Source organism: Pseudomonas sp. CMR5c (assembly GCF_003850545.1).
Classification (GTDB): Bacteria; Pseudomonadota; Gammaproteobacteria; order Pseudomonadales; family Pseudomonadaceae; genus Aquipseudomonas; species Aquipseudomonas piscis.
The window spans coordinates 3,322,809-3,341,517 of record NZ_CP027705.1; the positions used below are offsets into that span (position 1 = coordinate 3,322,809).

Annotated in this window: 7 protein-coding genes and 1 riboswitch; of the genes, 4 read left to right on the forward strand and 3 right to left on the reverse strand. The window is 64.7% G+C overall.

Translation table 11 applies throughout. The annotated features are described in order from the left end of the window. The first annotated feature begins 44 nt into the window (after window positions 1-44). The gene (locus C4K40_RS15290) at window positions 45-9,740 is read left to right on the forward strand and encodes a thioester reductase domain-containing protein (RefSeq protein WP_053129860.1); all 9,696 of its coding nucleotides are present in this window, start codon (window positions 45-47) and stop codon (window positions 9,738-9,740) included. Window positions 9,741-9,809: 69 nt separating this feature from the next. Beyond that, window positions 9,810-11,210, forward strand: a complete 1,401-nt coding sequence (locus tag C4K40_RS15295; protein WP_218188657.1) for a PfaD family polyunsaturated fatty acid/polyketide biosynthesis protein — start codon at window positions 9,810-9,812, stop codon at window positions 11,208-11,210. Between the two features lie 52 nt (window positions 11,211-11,262). On the opposite strand, the gene C4K40_RS15300 is transcribed toward C4K40_RS15295, so the two are convergent. Further along, window positions 11,263-12,120, reverse strand: coding sequence for a PhzF family phenazine biosynthesis protein (locus tag C4K40_RS15300; RefSeq protein ID WP_164485024.1), 858 nt, complete (start codon window positions 12,118-12,120; stop codon window positions 11,263-11,265). Window positions 12,121-12,342: 222 nt separating this feature from the next. On the opposite strand from C4K40_RS15300, the gene C4K40_RS15305 reads away from it, so the two are divergent. Next, window positions 12,343-14,034, forward strand: a complete 1,692-nt coding sequence (locus C4K40_RS15305; RefSeq protein ID WP_053129870.1) for a SulP family inorganic anion transporter — start codon at window positions 12,343-12,345, stop codon at window positions 14,032-14,034. 57 nt (window positions 14,035-14,091) lie between these two features. On the opposite strand, the gene C4K40_RS15310 is transcribed toward C4K40_RS15305, so the two are convergent. Next, on the reverse strand, window positions 14,092-16,239 hold the full coding sequence (locus C4K40_RS15310; RefSeq protein WP_083456843.1) for a TonB-dependent siderophore receptor: 2,148 nt from the start codon (window positions 16,237-16,239) through the stop codon (window positions 14,092-14,094). A 109-nt stretch (window positions 16,240-16,348) separates the two neighbouring features. Continuing rightward, a riboswitch (cobalamin riboswitch) is annotated at window positions 16,349-16,554 on the reverse strand. A 258-nt stretch (window positions 16,555-16,812) separates the two neighbouring features. Between C4K40_RS15310 and C4K40_RS15315 the strand changes: the two genes are divergently transcribed. Then, on the forward strand, window positions 16,813-17,967 hold the full coding sequence (locus tag C4K40_RS15315; RefSeq protein ID WP_083456844.1) for an ankyrin repeat domain-containing protein: 1,155 nt from the start codon (window positions 16,813-16,815) through the stop codon (window positions 17,965-17,967). Window positions 17,968-18,041: 74 nt separating this feature from the next. Here the strand turns inward: C4K40_RS15315 and C4K40_RS15320 are convergent, their stop codons facing one another. After that, complete coding sequence (locus C4K40_RS15320) at window positions 18,042-18,701, reverse strand: hypothetical protein (RefSeq protein WP_053129876.1); 660 nt, start codon at window positions 18,699-18,701, stop codon at window positions 18,042-18,044. Between the last annotated feature and the right edge of the window lie 8 nt (window positions 18,702-18,709).

Here is an 18,709-nt window from a genome sequence, read left to right on the forward strand (position 1 = left end):
CGCGAACAATGGATGGTTTGCCAGACAACTGAAGGAGTCGATTCATGGACCCACGATCGCCGCAGGACGAAACCACCGCCACGCCTGGCGCCAGCGAACAGGCCGCCAAGCCATCGCCCCAGGCCTGCCCAGAGCAGGCAGCCATTGCCATCGTCGGTATGTCCGGCCGCTATCCCGGGGCGGACTCGCTGGAGGCCTATTGGCGCAACCTGGTGGACGGCCGCGACTGCGTGGGCGAGATTCCAGCCACGCGCTGGGACGTCGATGCCTATTTCGACCCGGCCATACCTTCGCCGGGCAAGGCCTACAGCAAGTGGCTGGGCAGCCTGGAGGCCATCGAATGCTTCGATCCGCTGTTCTTCAATATCGCCCCCAGCGAGGCGCAACGGATGGATCCGCAGCAGCGCCTGTTCCTGGAGGAGGGCTATCGGGCTTTCGAGGATGCCGGGCGAGCGCCACGGGAACTGAGCGAGTCGCGTTGCGGCGTGTACCTGGGCATCAGCGGCAGCGAGTACGGCAGCCTGGTCCAGCAGCGCCTGGGCCTGGTGGACATGATCGGCAGCAGCCCGGCGATCGCCGCGGCCCGCATCGCCTACTTCCTCAACCTCAAGGGACCGGCGATTCCGGTGGATACCGCCTGCTCGTCGTCGCTTGTGGCCATGCACCTGGCCTGCCAGGCCTTGCGCAACGGCGAAGTGGACCTGGCGCTGGCTGGCGGAGTGGCGTTGTACCTGACGCCGGAGCTGTACGTCTGCATGTGCGCAGCCGGAGTCCTTTCACCCAGGGGTAAATGCCGGACCCTGGATAACCAGGCCGACGGCTTCGTGCCAGGGGAGGGCGTGGGCGCGCTGGTACTCAAGCGGCTCGCGGATGCCGAGCGCGACGGCGACCTGATCCACGGGTTGATCATCGGCTCGGGGATCAACCAGGACGGCCGAAGCAATGGCTTGACCGCGCCCAACCAGGACAGCCAGGCCGCGCTGTTGCGCGAAGTCTACCAGCGCCACGGCATCGATCCGGCCAGCATTGGCTACGTGGAAATGCACGGCACGGGTACCAAGCTGGGTGACCCGATCGAACTCAATGCCCTGTCCACGGTATTTCGCGAGGGCACCAGGGAACCGGGTTTCTGCGGCCTGGGCTCGGTCAAGAGCAACATCGGCCACACTTCGGCCGCCGCTGGCGTGGCCGGTGTGCACAAGGTGCTGTTGCAGATGCGCCATCGGCAACTGGTGCCGACCCTCAACTACAGCAGCCCCAACGAGCACTTCGACCTCAAGCTGGAACAGTCGCCGTTCTTCGTCTGTACCTCGGGCCAACCCTGGGCGCCTACCAGCGGGGCGCCATTGCGCGCGGCGGTCAGCTCGTTCGGCATCAGCGGCACCAATGCCCACCTGGTGCTCGAGGAGTATCGCCGGCCACAGGCCAGTCGCTCCAGGGTGGAACTGGACGAGCAGCACCCGCTGCTGATCGTGCTGTCGGCCAAACGCCCCGCGCAGCTCAAGAGCTACGCCGCACGGCTCAAAGGGTTCCTGGAGAACACTACGGATGTGGACTGGCCGGCCCTGGCCCATACGCTCCAGGTTGGGCGGGCGCCCCTGGAGCAACGCCTGGCCTTTGTCGCCACCGCGCCTGGGCAGGTCATCGCGACACTCGCAGCTTTCATCGAAGGTCAGCCGCTCGAACGGGTAGTGGTGGGCGATGTTCGCAAGTCTCTTGCGCGCACGGGGAATTTCGACCCGGCCAAGGCTTTGACTGGGGCCGACGGGCTGGCCTTGCTGGAGCTGGGCAGGGAGTGGGTCGAAGGCACGCAGATCGACTGGAGGTCGCTCTACCCCGAGCAGCCCGGGGGCCGTATTGCCCTGCCGACCTATCCGTTCGCCCGGGAGCGCTACTGGATCGAGCAGCCCCCGGATGAGCGCGACGAGCCCGGGCCGCTGCCTTCAGCGTTGCAGAGCTCGTTGCAGCCCCTGTTCCAGTACAGCGGCTCGCTGGCAGGTGAACAGCGTTTCTCCACGACCCTGACGGGCGACGAGTTCTTCTTGCGCGATCACCAGGTCGCGGGGCAGCCGTTGGTGCCCGCGGCGATGCAGTTGGAATGGGCACGCGCGGCCATGGCCCAGGCCCATGGCTTGCCGGCCGAGCATCCAGTGCTACTGGAGGAAATCACTTGGCTGCGCCCCCTGGCGCTCCGCTCGCCGCTGCAAGTACATGTCGGCCTGCGGGAGCAGGGCGAAGGCACTGTTGCCTATCGGATCTTCAGCGCTGGCCAGGACGAGCCATTGGTGTACAGCCAGGGCCGGGCGCGGCTGGACAGCAGTGCTAAGCAACCACGGGTCGACCTCCAGCAACTGCGCGCAGGGTGTGGCCGCCAGCTAGACGGTGCCGCCTGCTATGGGCGCTTCGCCCGGCTTGGCTTGGACTATGGCCCGAGCTTCCAGGTGCTGCAGGGCCTGGAGCTGGGTGACGACCTGGTGCTTGCGCGATTGCGCGGCGCTAGTACGGCCCCTGGAGTCGGCTTGCCCGCACCGGTGATCGATGGCGCGCTGCAGGCCAGCCTGGGCCTGGCCGCGCAAGACGCCCTGGCATTGCCCTTTGCGCTACAGCGGCTCGAGCAGTGGCAAGCGCTGCCACACGAGATGTGGGCGATCTTGCGACCCGCTACGAGCGACCGGGGCAAACAACGCGGGATCGATATCGATCTGACAGACAGCGAGGGACGAGTCATGGTGCGATTGAACGGATTCAGCAGCCGGGCGCCGGCGGATAAATCGCCGCTGGCGGCGAAGGGCACCGACCTGCTCCAGGAACTGAGCCTGATGCCGGCCTGGGAGCCAATCCTCGAGCAGCCGGGCAACACGCTGAGCGATTCGTGGCCTGTGGACCGGGTGGTGGAAATCTGCGGCGAGGTTGAGCAACGCCAATTGACCGCCGGCGGCCAGGGCGCCTGGCAGTCCTGGCTCCAGCAGCAGGAGCCGTTCGAGCATCTGGTCTGGCACGTTCCGCCAGGCCAGCCCTGGGCCGCCAAGGCCGCCTTCCTGTTGATCAAGGCCCTGCTGGAGCTGGGGCACGGCGGGCGGCCGCTGGGCCTTTGCGTCGTCACCCGCCAGGCTCTGGGCGTAGGCCCGCAGGAGCTGGGCGACCCCTTCCAGGCCAGTGTGCACGGGCTGATCGGTAGCCTGGCCAAGGAATACCCCAGTTGGCGCCTGGACCTGGTGGACCTGGCGCCGCAAGACCCGATTTCCTGGCCGGCGCTGCTCGGCCGCACGCCAGGCGTGGCCGGAGAAACCCTGGCCTATCGCCAGGGCCGTAGCTATCGCCAACGCTTGCTGGCCTGCCAGCTCACCACACCGGCGCAACCGGCCTTCCGCCAGGCAGGGGTGTATGTGATCCTCGGCGGCGCCGGTGGCATTGGCGTAGCGTTCAGCGAGTACCTGATCCGCCAGTACCAGGCCCAGGTGGTATGGCTGGGCCGGCGCTCTAAGGACCAGGCGATCGCCGATCAGTGTGTACGCCTGGCGGCGCTGGGCCCGGCGCCCCTGTACCTGCAGGCTGACGGCCGCGACCGCGCCGCCCTGGAGGCGGCGCTGGGCGAAATCCGCGGGCGCTACGGCGCCGTGCATGGCGTGGTGCATGCCGCGCTGGTGCTGGCCGATCGCAGCCTGGCACAGATGGATGAACAGACCTTCGAGGCGGCGCTGGCGGCCAAGCAGGAAACGGCGCTGAACCTGGACGCAGTCTTCGGCAACGAACCCTTGGACCTGATGCTGTACTTCTCGTCGTTGCAAAGCTTCGCGCGGATGGCGGGGCAGGGAAACTACGCCGCTGGCTGTTGCTTCGTCGATGAATTTGCCCGCAATGCGCAACGCCCCTATCCGGTGAAGCTGGTGCACTGGGGCTATTGGGGTGGGGTCGGCGTGGTGGCATCGCCCGACTACCGGGCGCGGATGACCCAGGCCGGAATCGGCTCGATCGAACCCCCACAAGCCATGGCGTGGCTGGAAAACTGGTTGACCAGTCCCCTGGCGCGTCTTGGGTTCGCCAAGCTGGACCTGGCCAGGGTCGCCCCCGCCTGGGGCATCGCCAGCGATGAAGTGGCAGAACTCATGCCCGCGGTGCCTTCGGTGTCGCTGCCGGTACCGCCGGTACTTGCCACACCGATCGCTGCAGCCAGTGCCTGGCAAGCGCTGGAGCAACGCCTGAAGCCACTGCTGTACAGCCTGCTGCAAAAGCACGGCTGGTTGGCAACCGAGCAGGGACTGGCACCGCGATACCAGCGCTGGCGTGCAGCGGCGTTGCGCCTGGCCGGCCATCCCGAGGCGGATACCGGTTGGAACCAGCAGTGGTCGCAGTGGCAGGCCTACTGCGAACAGGTACTGGCAGGAGCCGAGCCGCGCGGCCTGGAGACCCAGGTTCGCCTGCTCGACCAGATGTTGCGGGCATTGCCGGCGATATTGCGTGGCGAACGGGAGGCGACCCAGGTGCTGTTCCCCGAAGGGCGACTGGATGGGGTCGAAGCCCTGTATCGGGATCACCCGGTGGCGGATCACTTCAACGCAGTGCTGGGCGAGCGGCTGCAGGCCTATGTCGAGCAGCGCTTGCGCCTTGAGCCCCAGGCGCGCCTGCGGATCCTGGAGGTCGGCGCCGGGACCGGCGGCACCAGTGCCGGGCTCTTGGCGCGCTTGGCGCCATATGCCGGACAGATCGACGAGTACGCCTATACCGATGTGTCGCCGGCCTTTCTCGAGCATGCCCTGCAGCACTACGCGCCCCAGGCTGGTTACCTGCGAACCGGCTTGCTGGATATCGAGCGGGACCCTTCGAGCCAGGGTTTCCAGGCCGGTGGCTACGATGTGGTAGTGGCGGCGAACGTGCTGCATGCGACCCGAGACATCACGCAGACCCTGGGGCAGGTCAAGAGCCTGCTCAAGGGCAACGGACTGTTGCTCTTGAACGAGGCCACCCAGGCACACCTGTTCGGGCACTTGACGTTCGGCCTGTTGCCCGGATGGTGGCTGGCCGAGGACCCAGAGCTGCGTATCCCGGGCACGCCGATGCTGACTCCCGCCAGTTGGCGCTGGGTGCTGCAAACACAAGGGTTCCATGGCGTGGACATCCCGTGCGGCACGACCCAGGCCCTGAGCCAGGAAATCATCCTGGCCATCAGCGACGGCGTCGTGCGCCATGCCGTCACGCCCATCGAACCGCTTTCCGCCGCACCTGCCGGGCCCACGACTGAAGCTCAAGACACCCAGCCGCCTGTGGCGCCGTCCGGCCTGGATGCCCAGGAACTGGCGACCCAGGTCGAAGCGGCAATCACCCAGATGATTTCCGATTACCTGAAGATCGCCCGTGAAGAGCTGGACCGGAATACGCCCTTTGGTGAGTTCGGTTTCGATTCGATCGCTTCGACGGCTTTTACCCGGCTGCTCAATGAGCGTTATGGCCTGGACATGGCGCCCTCGGAGTTTTTCGAGACCCCGACGATTGCCGCGCTGGCCAGCTACCTGGCGCAGGAGTACCGAACCAAACTGCAGCTGTTCTTTACCCCAGCCCAGGCGCCCCGAACGTCCGAAGCGAGCGCGCCGCAGGCTGCCGTACCCAGGGTCGCTGTAGCCCAAGGTTCGCGTGGCGAGCCCGGCCCGACCAAGGCGGGCGCCGAGCCGATCGCCGTGATCGGCATGAGCGGGCGTTTCCCTGAGGCCGAGGACATCGACGCGCTGTGGCGCAACCTCGAGGCAGGCCGCGACTGCATCGGTGAGTTGCCCCTGGGGCGGTTTGGCGCCGGGCCAGAGCCCGCCTTGCGCCATGCCGGAGTGCTGGAAGACCTGGATGGGTTCGATCCGGCCTTCTTCAATATTTCACGCCGCGAGGCCCAGGGCATGGACCCCCAGCACCGCTTGCTGATGATGCAGGTCTACAAGGTGATCGAGGATGCTGGATATTCAGTGCAAAGCCTCTCGGGCAGCAATACCGCGCTGCTGGTGGGTACTTGCGCCACGGGTTATGCCCAGTTGCTGGCCCAGTCCGGCGAGGCCGTGACCGCGGCACTGGCAGTGGGCACCGCTGGATCGATGGGCCCCAATCGCATGAGCTACTGGCTGAACTGGCATGGGCCGAGCGAGCCCATCGAAACCGCCTGTTCGAGTTCCCTGGTGGCCGTGCATCGGGCCGTGACCTTGTTGCGCACTGGGCAGTGCGACCAGGCGGTGGTGGGGGGCGTCAACACGCTGCTTTCAGCAGAGGCCCATGAGAGCTTCATGCATGCCGGGGTGCTGAGCGGCGATGGTCGGTGCCGGGCGTTTTCGGCCCGGGCTGGCGGTTATGTACGGGGTGAAGGAGTGGCAATGCTGATGCTCAAGCCACTGTCCGCGGCCGAGCGTGACGGCGACCAGATCCATGGCTTGATCCTCGGTAGCGCGCAGAATCACGGCGGCCAGGCCAACTCGCTGACCGCTCCCAATCCGCAGGCCCAGGCCAAAGTGATCGAAACGGCGCTGCGTGAAGCCGGGGTGGATTTGAACAGCATCGGTTACATCGAGGCCCATGGCACCGGCACCGAACTGGGTGACCCGATCGAGATCAAGGGCCTGAAGCAGGCGTTCCGTACGCTGGCGGGCAAGGATGTGTTGGCCGAGCACAGCGTCGGCCTGGGGACCATCAAGAGCAACATCGGCCATCTGGAACTGGCGGCCGGAGTGGCGGGGCTGGTCAAGGTGCTATTGCAGATGCGCCATGGGTGCCTGGTCCAGAGCCTGCACAGCCAGCCGCTGAACCCGCAGATCGAGCTCGCGGGCAGTCCGTTCTATGTGGTGGATGCCAAACGGCCCTGGCCGGCGCTCGCCGATGGCCGGGGCAACGTGCTGCCCAGGCGCGCCGGGGTCAGCTCGTTCGGCTTTGGCGGGGTGAATGCCCATGTGGTGCTGGAGGAATATCGGCCGCAGTCACGTCCGGCCCAAACGGCCCAAGCCAAGCCGGTGCTGGTGCTGCTCTCGGCCCGGGACGCCACGGGACTCAAGGCGCGGGTCGAGCAACTGCTGGCCTTTCTGGAGCACCGCGAAGCGGACCTGCAATCCCTGGCGTACACCCTGCAGGTAGGGCGCGAGGCAATGAAGGTGCGCCTGGCTTGCGTGGTGGACTCCACCGATGGCCTGCGCGGCCGGCTGCGGGCTTACCTGGGTGAAGAGGGTGGGCAGGGCGAGATCTTCCATGGCGATATCAAGCGCGACCCGGGCATGCAAAAGATCTTCCAGGCGGACGAGGACCTGCAGGAAACCGCCAGCAGGTTGATCGCCCAGGGCAAGCTGGGGCGACTGGCGCAGTGGTGGGTATTGGGCCTGGAGATCGACTGGACGCGCTTGTATGGCCAGCAGCGGCCGCGGCGGATCAGCTTGCCGACCTATCCCTTCGCCCTGGAGCGATGCTGGGTGCAAGCATCCGTCAAACCGCACGCTAGCCAGCCGCACCGCGAGCCTGCGCCGATTGCGTCGTTGCCCGGCAAGCCCCGGGGCCTGCGCCTGCGGGCGACGGAAGAGCGCGCCGAGCTACGGGCCGTCGCTTCCCAGGGCGGGGCGTCGAGCGGGCATTCCACGGTGCAGGTGGCCGCAGCCCATGCGCTCACGCAGGCACCCCGGAGCATCTCCGATATCGACACCGTAGCGGATCTCCATCAGCAGAACGCTGGGCTGGATGAGTTGGAGCGGACTCTCAAGGAAACCCTGGCGGCGGCGCTGCGGATTGACGTCAACGAAATCGACCCTGACGAGATGCTCTCTGAACATGGTCTTGATTCGATCATCGCCGTGGAGTGGATTCGTGAACTCAATCGGCTGTATTCGATCTCGATCAACACCAGCCAGGTGTATGAATTCCCGACGATTCGCGAGATGGCCAAGTTGGTGCAACAAGCCAGGGAACGCCCGAGGGCGGTTGCCTTGAATACCGCAGCCGACGAGCAGGATTCCGGCCAGTCTTTGGGGGCGACGCAGATGGAGCGCGCAGCGACGATCGCTATCCAGTCGCAGCCGCAGGTCGCCGCGCCAGCTTCGGCCTCCTTGCGGAACCAGATCGACCAGGGTGCGCTGGAGCAGGAATTGACGACAAGCCTTGCCCAGTCCTTGCGCATCGACAGCCAGGAAATCGATCCCGAGGAAATGCTCGCCGAACATGGATTGGATTCGATTATCGCCGTGGAGTGGATCCGCGAGATAAACCAGCGTTACTCGATCTCGATCAATACCAGCCAGGTCTATGAACACCCGACTATCAGACAGCTGGCGGCCCTGGTCGGCCAACTACGAGGCACCGAGTCGCCCGTTGTCCCGGGTACGCCGCAGCCGGTGGCAAGCGCGCCCCAGCGAGCAGCGATTCCGTCTCAGCCATCGCTTGATCCGGCTCCGGTATCGGCTGCGATGGCATCACCCGCCGGCCACCAGCTTGAATCGCCATCGCGGGTATTGGCGAACCAGCTTCGACTGGACACCCTGATCGGTTCGGACATCCTGCGCGCGGCAGCGAAACTTGCGCAACCCACCGATCTACCACCAAGCCAGGTCCTGTTGACCGGGGCCAGTGGGTTCGCCGGGCGCTTCCTTGCCCTGGACCTGGCGCAAGGCTTGGCTCCACGCGCGGGGACCCTGTATTGCCTGGTGCGGGCAACTTCGGATGCAGCAGCGCGGCAGCGCCTGCTCGAGAGCTTGGCGGCGTCCACCGAACTGCAACAACGCCTGGTCGCGCTGGAGCGGTCCGGACGTCTGGTGGTCTTGGCGGGCGACCTGACCAAGCCGCGCCTGGGCCTTGCGCAACCGACCTGGGACATGCTGGTGCACAAGGTCGAGGCCATCGTGCACAACGGCGCCCTGGTCAATCACATGCTGGCCTACAACCAGTTGCACGGGACCAATGTCCACGGCACTGCCGAGGTGATACGTCTGGCGCTTTCGGGAAAGAAGAAGGCCATCAACTTCATCTCGAGCATCGCCGTGGGCAGTGCGGTGCACCGGAACGAGCCGATCCACGAGAGTGAGAAGGCTCTGGACCTGTATGACCACTGCCTTGGAGCAGGGCGCTACGCCGCCGGTTATGCGGCCAGCAAGTGGGCCGGGGAGGTACTCTTGCAGGAGGCATGGGAGAAGTGGGCGATACCGGTCAAGGTGTTCCGTTGCGGCATGCTGTTGCCCCACAGTACCCAGCCTGGGTTCGTCAATTTCGCCGACATCTTCTCGCGCTTTCTGGTCAGCTTGGTGCAAACCGCTATTGCTCCGCCGTCTTTCCATCTAGACAGTTCCCGCTCCATGACCCCGATATTTCGCGGGTTGCCGGTGGATGCGGCCGCACGTTCGATTGCCCAGATCAGCCTGGGCGTGGAGGCCGGGTACTCCATCTACCACGTCCAGAGCAACGCGCCCGACGCCCCCAGCCTGGACGTGTTGGTGGACTGGGTACGGGAGCTGGGTTATCCGCTCGAGAAGCTGGGAAGCTCCGAAGCCTGGAGCCAGGAGTTCGTGGCCCGCCTGCAAGCGCTGGACGCCCGGCCAAGATCCTACAGCCTGTATTCATCGATCTATCAACTGGACGAATTACAGGAGGTATTGAACCAGCCCGAGTTCGACAGCCACAGATTTGCCGAACGCACCCGCTCGCTCATCGACGGTCCGGTGGCCCAGGACTGGCTGGCGCCGATCGATCGGAAGTTCATTTCGGGCTACCTGAAGGAACTGGCCAATGCCGGGTTGATCTAGGAACTGACTTTGATCGAGGACATGGATATGGGAAATGCTCCCGACCCAATGACACGGATGGTCGGCACCGTGACAAGCGAACGGCGCCAAGGCGGGCAGGACCTGGGCAGTGCGCTGTTCCGCCGGCGCTACGGCTTGAAGTACGCCTATGTCGCCGGAGCCATGTATCGCGGCACTGCTTCACCGCAGCTGGTGATCCGCCTGGGCCGGGCCGGCCTGCTCGGCTACCTGGGGACCGGAGGCTTGAGCCTGGCGCAGATCGAACAGGCGATCGGCACGCTGCAAGCCGCGCTGCCGGCGGGCGAGCCCTACGGGCTGAACCTGCTGGCGGAGTACGACGATCCTCGTCATGAGCGAGCGACGGTGGAGATGTACCTGGCCCGCGGCATTCGCAATATCGAGGCGGCGGCCTTCATCGAGATCACATTGCCGCTGGTGCTGTTCCGGCTGCGCGGACTTGCGCGCGACGCCGACGGCACGCTGGTGTGCAGGCACCGGGTGCTGGCCAAGGTCTCGCGGCTCGAGGTGGCCGAAGCCTTCATGAGCCCGGCGCCGGAGGCGCTGGTGGCGGCGCTGCGCAGGGCCGGGGATATCACCGAGGAGCAGGCCGAACTGGCTCGGCAGGTACCCATGAGCCATGACATCTGCGTCGAAGCCGATTCCGGCGGGCATACCGATGGCGGTATCCCGACCATCGTGCTGCCGGCAATGTTGCAGTTGCGCGACGCGTTGCAAGCCCGGGCGGGGTATGCCGAGCCCATCTGCCTCGGCCTGGCTGGGGGCATCGGCACTCCCGCAGCCGCGGCGGCGGCCTTCGCGATGGGGGCCGACTTCATCCTGACCGGGTCGATCAACCAGTGCACGGTCGAGTCGGGCGCTACGGACCTGGTCAAGACCATGCTGCAGGACGTGAGCATCCACGACATGGCCTATGCCCCGGCGGGGGACCTGTTCGAGCGGGGGAGCAGGGTGCAGGTACTCAAGCGAGGGGTGTTGTTTCCCATGCGGGCCAACCGCCTGTATGCGCTCTACTGTCATTACGAGAGCCTCGAGGCGATACCGCAGAACATTCGCGGCGTGCTGGAGCGGCTGTTCTTCAAGCGCACGCTGGAGCAGGTCTGGCAAGAGTGCGAGCACTATCTGCTGGCCCAGGGCCGCGAAGCAGACCTGGCCCTGGCCCGAAGCAACCCCAAGGTGCGCATGGCCCGGGTGTTTCGTTGGTACTTCGCCTACTCGACCAAGCTGGCCTTCAGCGGCGAAAGCGCGGACCAGGCCAACTATCAGGTACAGACCGGCCCGGCGCTCGGCGCCTTCAACCAGTGGGTCAAGGGCACGCCCCTGGAATCCTGGCAGCGGCGGCATGTGGACGAGATTGCCACGAGCTTGATGGAGACCACGGCGCAGCACTTGTTGGCTATCCGCAGAAGCGCTGACGATGTTGATCGAACCCAGGGGCAGGCTCCGGCTTGATGCCCGGACTTTAGGCACGGACCGACAGCAGGATGTGGAGGGCGGGCATTGCTCAGGCCTGGTGAACCAACCCACCGATGCTGATCAGACCGCTGTCGTTGCGAGCGCTTATCCGGCAGTGATTATCCAGCATCAGTCCCTGGTGCAAGACGATGTCACGCTTGAGCAACACACAGAGCGCACCTGCTGCGACGCCTGTTGCCGTGTCCTCAAGGCACTCGTCCCGGTGATTGAAGTTACGCCCTTCGTATTCATCTGCTCCACGATGCACATAGGCGTAGATGCCGCTTACCCCACACCGTTTGCCCCAGTCCAGGATCTCATCGAGCTTGGGACGTAAGGCGTAGAGCTCATCAGAACTTGCCATTTCGACCAGTAACTTCGCGCTGCCAACCGAGGCGATGGCGACAGGTCCCTTGATGGCCGATTCGGCACAGTCCAGCCACTGCGCCACCTCACCTGTCGCGGGGACATGGGCTGTGACTCGCTCTGGCATGACCTGGATATGCAGTTCGTTGCCCACGCGGGTAAAGGCCAGGTGCTTTGCAGTCATGGCCGTCGATAACGAACCCGAGTACCTCGCGCCCCCCTGGGTATCCAGGTAATGCGCCGCTGCCAGCGACGCATGCAGGCAGAGCGGGCTTCGGCTGTGCGGGTAGTAGAAATCGAGCACGTATGGCTTCGCCGGATCTTGTGGGTAATCGATGAAGACGCAAGCGTTGGCATTTTGCCGGGCAGCGAACGCTAGCCGCTCGGCGGGTGGCCAACAGGCGGCTTCCACATCAAACATGACCAGGGCCTCATTGCCGCTGCCCGCGTCTGTTCCAAAGCACCGAAAACGTTTCAATTGCATGCTCCAGGGGCGTGATGGGGCTTGTGTGCGCGCCAGGATAATGGAAATAGAGCTCATGTTGCTTGTCAGTGAGCTGCGACGAGGCACCACTTGACACTCTCCGGGTGCCATTGGCCGCCCGTGCGGGCCAACATTCGACGATCAACATAAAAGCTGCTCCAGCTCATGGCGTTCGAGTGCGCGATTGGCTTCAATAGCGGGCTGCGTCGCCTTGCCTGCCGCATGGCTTGCAAGGGCATGGATGAATAACAAGAACGGAACACTTCGAAAGGACCCTGCATGTTGCTCTCCCGCTATCTGTCCGGCCTGTCCAACTTGCTGCACTACCGCCGTGAATGGTTGCGCGCCGACCTGCGGGCCGGTTTGTCGGTGGCGGCGATCCAGATTCCCATCGCCATCGCCTATGCCCAGATCGTTGGGCTGCCTGCGCAGTACGGGCTCTATGCCTGCGTGCTGCCGATGATCGTCTATGCCCTGGTCGGCAGCTCGCGGCAGTTGATGGTCGGCCCCGATGCCGCCACCTGCGCCATGCTCGGCGGGGCCGTGGCGCCCCTGGCCATGGGCGACCTGCAGCGCACTGTCGAGTTGTCGATGATCGTCACCGTGCTGGTGGGGCTGATGCTGATCGCCGCGGGGATCGCCCGGGCCGGGTTCATCGCCAGCTTCTTCTCGCGGCCGATCCTCATCGGCTACCTGAACGGCATCGGCCTGAGCCTGATCGCCGGGCAAATGGGCAAGGTGGTGGGCTTCAAGATCGAGGGCGAGGGCTTCATCCTCGGGCTGATGGATTTTCTCCAGCGCCTGGGCGAGATCCACTGGCTGACCCTGGCCATCGGCTTGGCCAGCCTGGGTCTGCTGATCGGCTTGCCGCGCCGCTATCCACGGGTGCCGGCGGCGCTGGTGACGGTGGCGGTGTTCACCCTGCTGGCCGGGGTCTTCGGTCTCGACCAGTTCGGCGTGGCGGTCTTGGGTCATGTGCCTGGCGGCATCCCCGAACTGTCCTGGCCCAGCACCACCCTGGAAGAGAGCAAGAGCCTGCTGCGCGACGCCCTGGGCATCGCCACGGTGAGTTTTTGCAGCGCCATGCTCACCGCCCGCAGCTTTGCCGCACGCCATGGTTATGCGATCAATGCCAACCATGAGTTCATCGCCCTGGGCATGAGCAACCTGGCGGCGGGGGCCTCCCAGGGCTTCGCCATCAGCGGCGCGGATTCGCGTACCGCGGTCAACGACATGGTTGGAGGCAAGAGCCAGTTGGTGGGCATCATCGCCGCCGTGGCGATCGCCCTGATCTTGCTGTTCTTCACCGCGCCCATGGCCTGGATCCCGCAGCCGGCCCTGGGCGCGGTCCTGCTGATGGCCGGCTGGGGCCTGATCGATGTGAAATCCCTCGGGCAGATCCACAAGCTCAGCCGCTTCGAGTTCTGGCTGTGCTTGCTGACTACGGTGAGCGTGCTGGGCCTGGGGGTATTGCCGGGGATCATGTTCGCCGTGACCCTGGCCATCCTGCGCCTGCTGTACAGCATCTACCAGCCCACCGACGCGGTACTGGGCTGGATGCCAGGCATCGAAGGCCAGGTCGATATCAGCAAGTACCCGCAGGCCCGGACCGTGCCCGGGCTGGTGGTGTATCGCTTTGACGACGCGATCCTGTTCTTCAACGCCGACTACTTCAAGATGCGCTTGCTGGAGAACATCGGGCGCGACGGCAAGCCCGAGGTGGTGTTGTTCGATGCCGAGGCGGTCACCGATATCGATGTCAGCGGCATCGCGGTGCTGCGGGAAATCCGCGACACCCTGGCCGCCCAGGGCATTCACTTCGCCATCGCCCGTGCCCGCGGCACCTTCCTGAAGATGCTGGAACGCTCGGGGATGAGTGCGGAAATGGACGAGCAGCTGCTGTTCGGCTCGGTACGTGCGGGGATCAGGAGCTACCGGATCTGGCGCAACAGCATGCGCGGCAAGCAGTGAGGCGGGGCGGGCGTGAAGGGTGCTACCGCAAACCCTGGGTTTACGGTAGCCATAGCCTCAGAAGCTGTAGTCTGCGCTCACGAACAGCGATCGGGGCTCGCCCATCAACCATTGCTGGCCGCTGTTTTGCTGGGCCACGGCATATCGGCGGTCCAGCAGGTTGTTCAGTTGCAGGTTGAGGCGTACGTCCGGCAGCGCCTGCCAGCCCAGGTTGGCATCCAGCACGGTATAGCCCGGAACATCGACGGTGTTGCCAGTGTTGGCATACCTGGCGTCGACATAGCGCAGGCCCATGCCTGCTTCCAGGTCTTGGGCCAAGGCCTTGTTCAGCCACAGGTTGGCAGTGCGCCGCGGCACATTGCTCGGACGGTTGCCTGCACGGGAGACCAGCTTCCCGGAGACCACCTCGTCGAAGTCATCGTACTGGGCACGAACCGCTGAAGCGTTGGCCGAGATTTGCCAGCCGTGATCCAGAGCCAGTTCCAGCGAAGCCTCCAGCCCGTCGGACGATTGTTGGCCAATCTGTTGTGCCAGGCGGGTCAGCGGATCGGTCGCCAGCAGCTTTTTCTTGACGATGTGATAAGCCGCCAGCGTCCATTCGCCACGGCCATTCCAGAACTGCTGCTTGAGGCCGAACTCGGTCTGCTTGGCTTCGGTCAGGTCCATCTGCATTTGGGTCGGATTGAGACTGATCAGGTTGTTGATGCCGTCTTCACTGGTGGAGTACTGGCCATACAGTGAGAGCTGATCAGTGACCGCGAACACCAGGCCAGCGCGCCAGTTACCACCTGCAAGGCTGCGATCGGTCCGGGTATCGGCGCGCAGGTCGGTGCGATCGATATGGTTCTGGTCGCGGCGGATACCGGTCACCAACGACCAGCGCTCCGACAGTTGCAGGCGGTTTTCCGCAAACAGTGCAAAGGTACGGGTGGTGCTGGCGGTCTGGGGTGAGAAGGCCGACTTGCTGTGGAAATAACCCGGAGCCGGGTTCCACGGATCGATGTAGTCACCGCCGATATCCTTGTAGGGCGAGTTGTTGGCCACGCCGAAACGGATCCGGTTGTACTCCAGGCCGACCACGGTCTTGCTGTCCAACCCGAACAACGAATGATCGAAGGTGAAGCTCTGGCGATCGCCGATCTGTTCCTGGTCGTGCTTGATCTCCAGGTTGTCGCCTCGCAATAGCTGCTCCCTGGAGTCGACCCAGTTGTAGGCCTCGGCATTGCGCCAGTGGCGACGGCTCTTGATGTAGTAGAGCTGGTTGCTGGCGCTGAGGTTGTCGTTGAGCACCCACTCGGTGTTCAGGCGCGTCCATTCATCGTTGTAACGCTGTACCGCGTTACGCAGGTTGTAGTTCTTGTCCCGCAGGCTGTCGCGGTAGCGGCCGGCGATCAGCGGCGTGCCAAAGTAGCTGGCAGGCTCGCTCTCTCCACGTTCGTGGGCCAGGGTGAAACTCAGGTCTTCAGTGGCTTGCCAGCGCAACGCTGCGCTCAATGCCTGGTTGCGTGATTGGCCGTGGTCGACCCAGCCATTGCTGTGCTGCTGGTTCAGCGTCAGGCGATAGCTGAGGGTGTCGGTGAGCGAGCCACCGCTATCCAGGCCCATTTGTTGCCGGTCATTGGAGCCATAGCCCAGGCGCAGGCGGTTATGGATCTCACCTTCGAAGGGCTTCTTGGGTATCACATTGATCACCGCTCCAGTGGCGCCTTCGCCGTAGAGCACCGAGGCTGGGCCGCGGATGATATCGATGCGCTCCACCAGCCACGGATCCACCGGGAACGTCTGGCTGCCGGCACCGGTATACAAGCGTGAGCCGTCGAACAGCGTCATGACCGAACTATGGCCGATGAACCCCCGCGCCGACAGCGCCGTATTACCGTTGCCAGGCGTGGCGACGCTGGTGATGCCCACTGAACGGGTGACCGCGTCCTGGATCGTCAGGTTATTACGGGCTATGGCCTCACTGTCGAGGCTGCTGGTGCTGGCCGGAGTTTCCAAGGCCGTCAGGTTCAGGCGTGAACCGGCCGGCAGGGGAGTACTCAAGGAGATTGGACTATCGGTGGCCTGTGCCGTCACTTGCGCTTGCGGCAGAACCAGGGAGGGCTGTTGCCCAGCCAGCGCCAGGGGCGTGAGGCTCATGCAAGGCAACAGGGTGAAATACAGCCAGGGGTAAGACTGGGGTAGCAACACAGAAGTGCGGGACATGCGATTCCTACTGCTTATCAGGAATGAATGAATCCCGGAGGGAACAACGCATAGGCAAGCGCAGGCACGCGAGCCCACGCAAACCGGACTGCGCCCGCCCACCGCGGGGTTGTCAAACGACGTTGCAGGCCGGTCTCCGGGCTTGCGAGGGACATGAAGCAATCACCTTCCCATGCCTTGGCACAGTGGTCTGTCGATTGCTTCGCTCGCTTACCGTTGCGGGGGCAGCGCCGGACTGATCATCGCAATGACGCACCGGCTTCCCGTTTAACCCCATGCGCGGCGGCATGGGACACCTGAAACTGGCGCGCATCTGACCACCGGCGAGACCCTCGCGTCAATGGCACCTGGCTATCACTCGGGGCGTCGGAGCACGCTTTCATTTCGATGGTGCTGATGCTGCTTGGCTTGCAACTGGAGGTAGCCGTGTCATTGGCCATGGCCATTGTTGCCGCAAGCCCTGGCGATGTTCCGGCTGGGTCGGCGCCTGGAGCACAGGTGCACCGTTACCGAAGTGGTTGACGAGCGCGGCGGTTAACGACTCAATGCGCCCCCGGAGCGTATCGACAGAACATGGACCTGCACCTGATGACCGAGTGGCAACGACTGTACGAAGAACACGAGACCCAGCTGGATCGCCTCTACGAGGATGTCCTGGAGGGCAGGCTGGAGCGATTGCGGGCCTTTGCCCAACAGTATCCGCAGTTGCTGGAGCTGCCCCGCTATGGCTCCGCCGGGGATATCGGCCTGCTGCATATGGCCGCCAGCGAAGGCCAGGCCGAGGTTTGCCAACTACTGCTCGAGCTGGGCCTGGAGGTGGATCGGCCGGTGCGGGTCAGTGGCCAGGAAACGGCGCTGGGGCTGGCGGCCAGCGAAGGGAGCCTGCCGACCTGCACCGTGTTGCTCGACGCCGGCGCCAGTGCCAATGGCCTGTCATTGAGCATCTGCCCGCCACTTTACTCGGCCGCGCTGGCGGGCCATGACCAGGTGGTCGCACTGCTTCTGGCGCGGGGCGCCGCGGTCAACCAATTGCATCGGCGCTTCAACAACAGCGCCCTGGATGCCGCGCGCACCTGGGGCCACCCGGCGGTTGCAGAGCTGCTGCAAGCCAATGGCGCACAGAGCATCCTGGATATCGATGTCCCAGACGTCGAGGGGCCAGGGCAGGCGATCGCGACCTTCGTCCACAACAGCGCCGGCTGGGTGCTGCCGGCGCTGTTCAGTCCGCCCAGCGCGGACCCTCGGTTTTCGCTGCATATCAGCTTGCTCACCAAGGGTCGCTACAAGCTGTTGTTCACCATTGGCCTGTACCGCACCACTCCCATGACCGAGCTGTTCGTCTGCCTGCCCGAGGACTGGGCGCTTCCCCAGCATGGACTGGCGCAACAGCCAGCCTGGTGCTTCCCGGTGCAGCTACTGGCTCGCCTGGCGCGCCAGAGCCTGGAACACCAGGCCTTGGGCGAGGGGATGCTGGTGCTGCGTGATGATCCTGGCTATGGGGACCTGGCCTGGCCCGATTCGGTGGATGCGATGCTGGTGGTGGACAAGCCCTGGGACCCGGCATCCGCGGCCGAGGAGATTGCCGACGATGACCGGGTGGCCCTGTTGTTGCTGGTCCCGGTGAAGTTCACTGCCAAGGGCAGGCCCACCGGCGAGGCCCTGGATGCCCTGGTCGCCCGCAAGCGCAAGGCGAGCTGGAAGGTCCTGGCGCTCAAGTCCCCGACCTGATACCCGGGGGAGGGAAGTGGCAGCCCCCGCCGGCCCATGGGCGTCGACGGGGACAGTAATGGGTCCAGAGGACGTTACTGGGTGATGGTCAGGCTGCCGGTGGCCTGGACCGAGCCATACCGAATGCGCGAATAGACCGGGTCGCTGTAGCTGAAGTCCATGACGGTGCCCATGGAACCAAGATGTATGGCCTGGCAGCTGAAGTTCACTGCCACTTGCCCGCCATAGGGCGTGACGCCAATGGCGACCTGGGTCGGCCCGGTCCATTCGATCTTGCAGCCCAGCGTGCTGCCCCCGGCGCTGGTGTTGTAGCCTCGGCAATTCAAGCTGGCGTTACCGTTGCTGGTGCTGGGGAAGCCAGCCCACTTGGCGATGGCCAGGTTGGCCGAGCAGGAGGTGTTGATGCTGTTGGCCCCCGGAGCAAGCTTGTAGACCCCGGAAGGCGGCGCGAGGGTGGCGGTGACAGGAGTCAGCGGCAGTGGCGAGAACGTTGCGGCGGCCTGGTTTTCAACCACCGTCGTCCTCGACGGAGGAAGCTTGCACACCACCACGGCACCGACGTCGTCGGACTTCTTCAGTTCACCCAGGGCGGTAATGTCAGAGCCGCCCCTGGACTCGCAGAAGAGTTTTCGCAGCTGGGCGTTTTCTTCGATATCGGCCGTGGATGAGGCCTGGGCCAGGGGGGCGAGTGCCAGGCCGATGACTCCTGCCAGCAACAGGCGTGAAAGATTCATGATCGATT

Coding starts and splice junctions, on each gene's coding strand:
- C4K40_RS15290 (WP_053129860.1), top strand. CDS start 45: ATGGACCCACGATCGCCGCAGGACGAAACCACCGCCACGCCTGGCGCC.
- C4K40_RS15300 (WP_164485024.1), bottom strand. CDS start 12,120: ATGAGCTCTATTTCCATTATCCTGGCGCGCACACAAGCCCCATCACGC.
- C4K40_RS15305 (WP_053129870.1), top strand. CDS start 12,343: ATGTTGCTCTCCCGCTATCTGTCCGGCCTGTCCAACTTGCTGCACTAC.
- C4K40_RS15310 (WP_083456843.1), bottom strand. CDS start 16,239: ATGTCCCGCACTTCTGTGTTGCTACCCCAGTCTTACCCCTGGCTGTAT.
- C4K40_RS15315 (WP_083456844.1), top strand. CDS start 16,813: ATGGACCTGCACCTGATGACCGAGTGGCAACGACTGTACGAAGAACAC.
- C4K40_RS15320 (WP_053129876.1), bottom strand. CDS start 18,701: ATGAATCTTTCACGCCTGTTGCTGGCAGGAGTCATCGGCCTGGCACTC.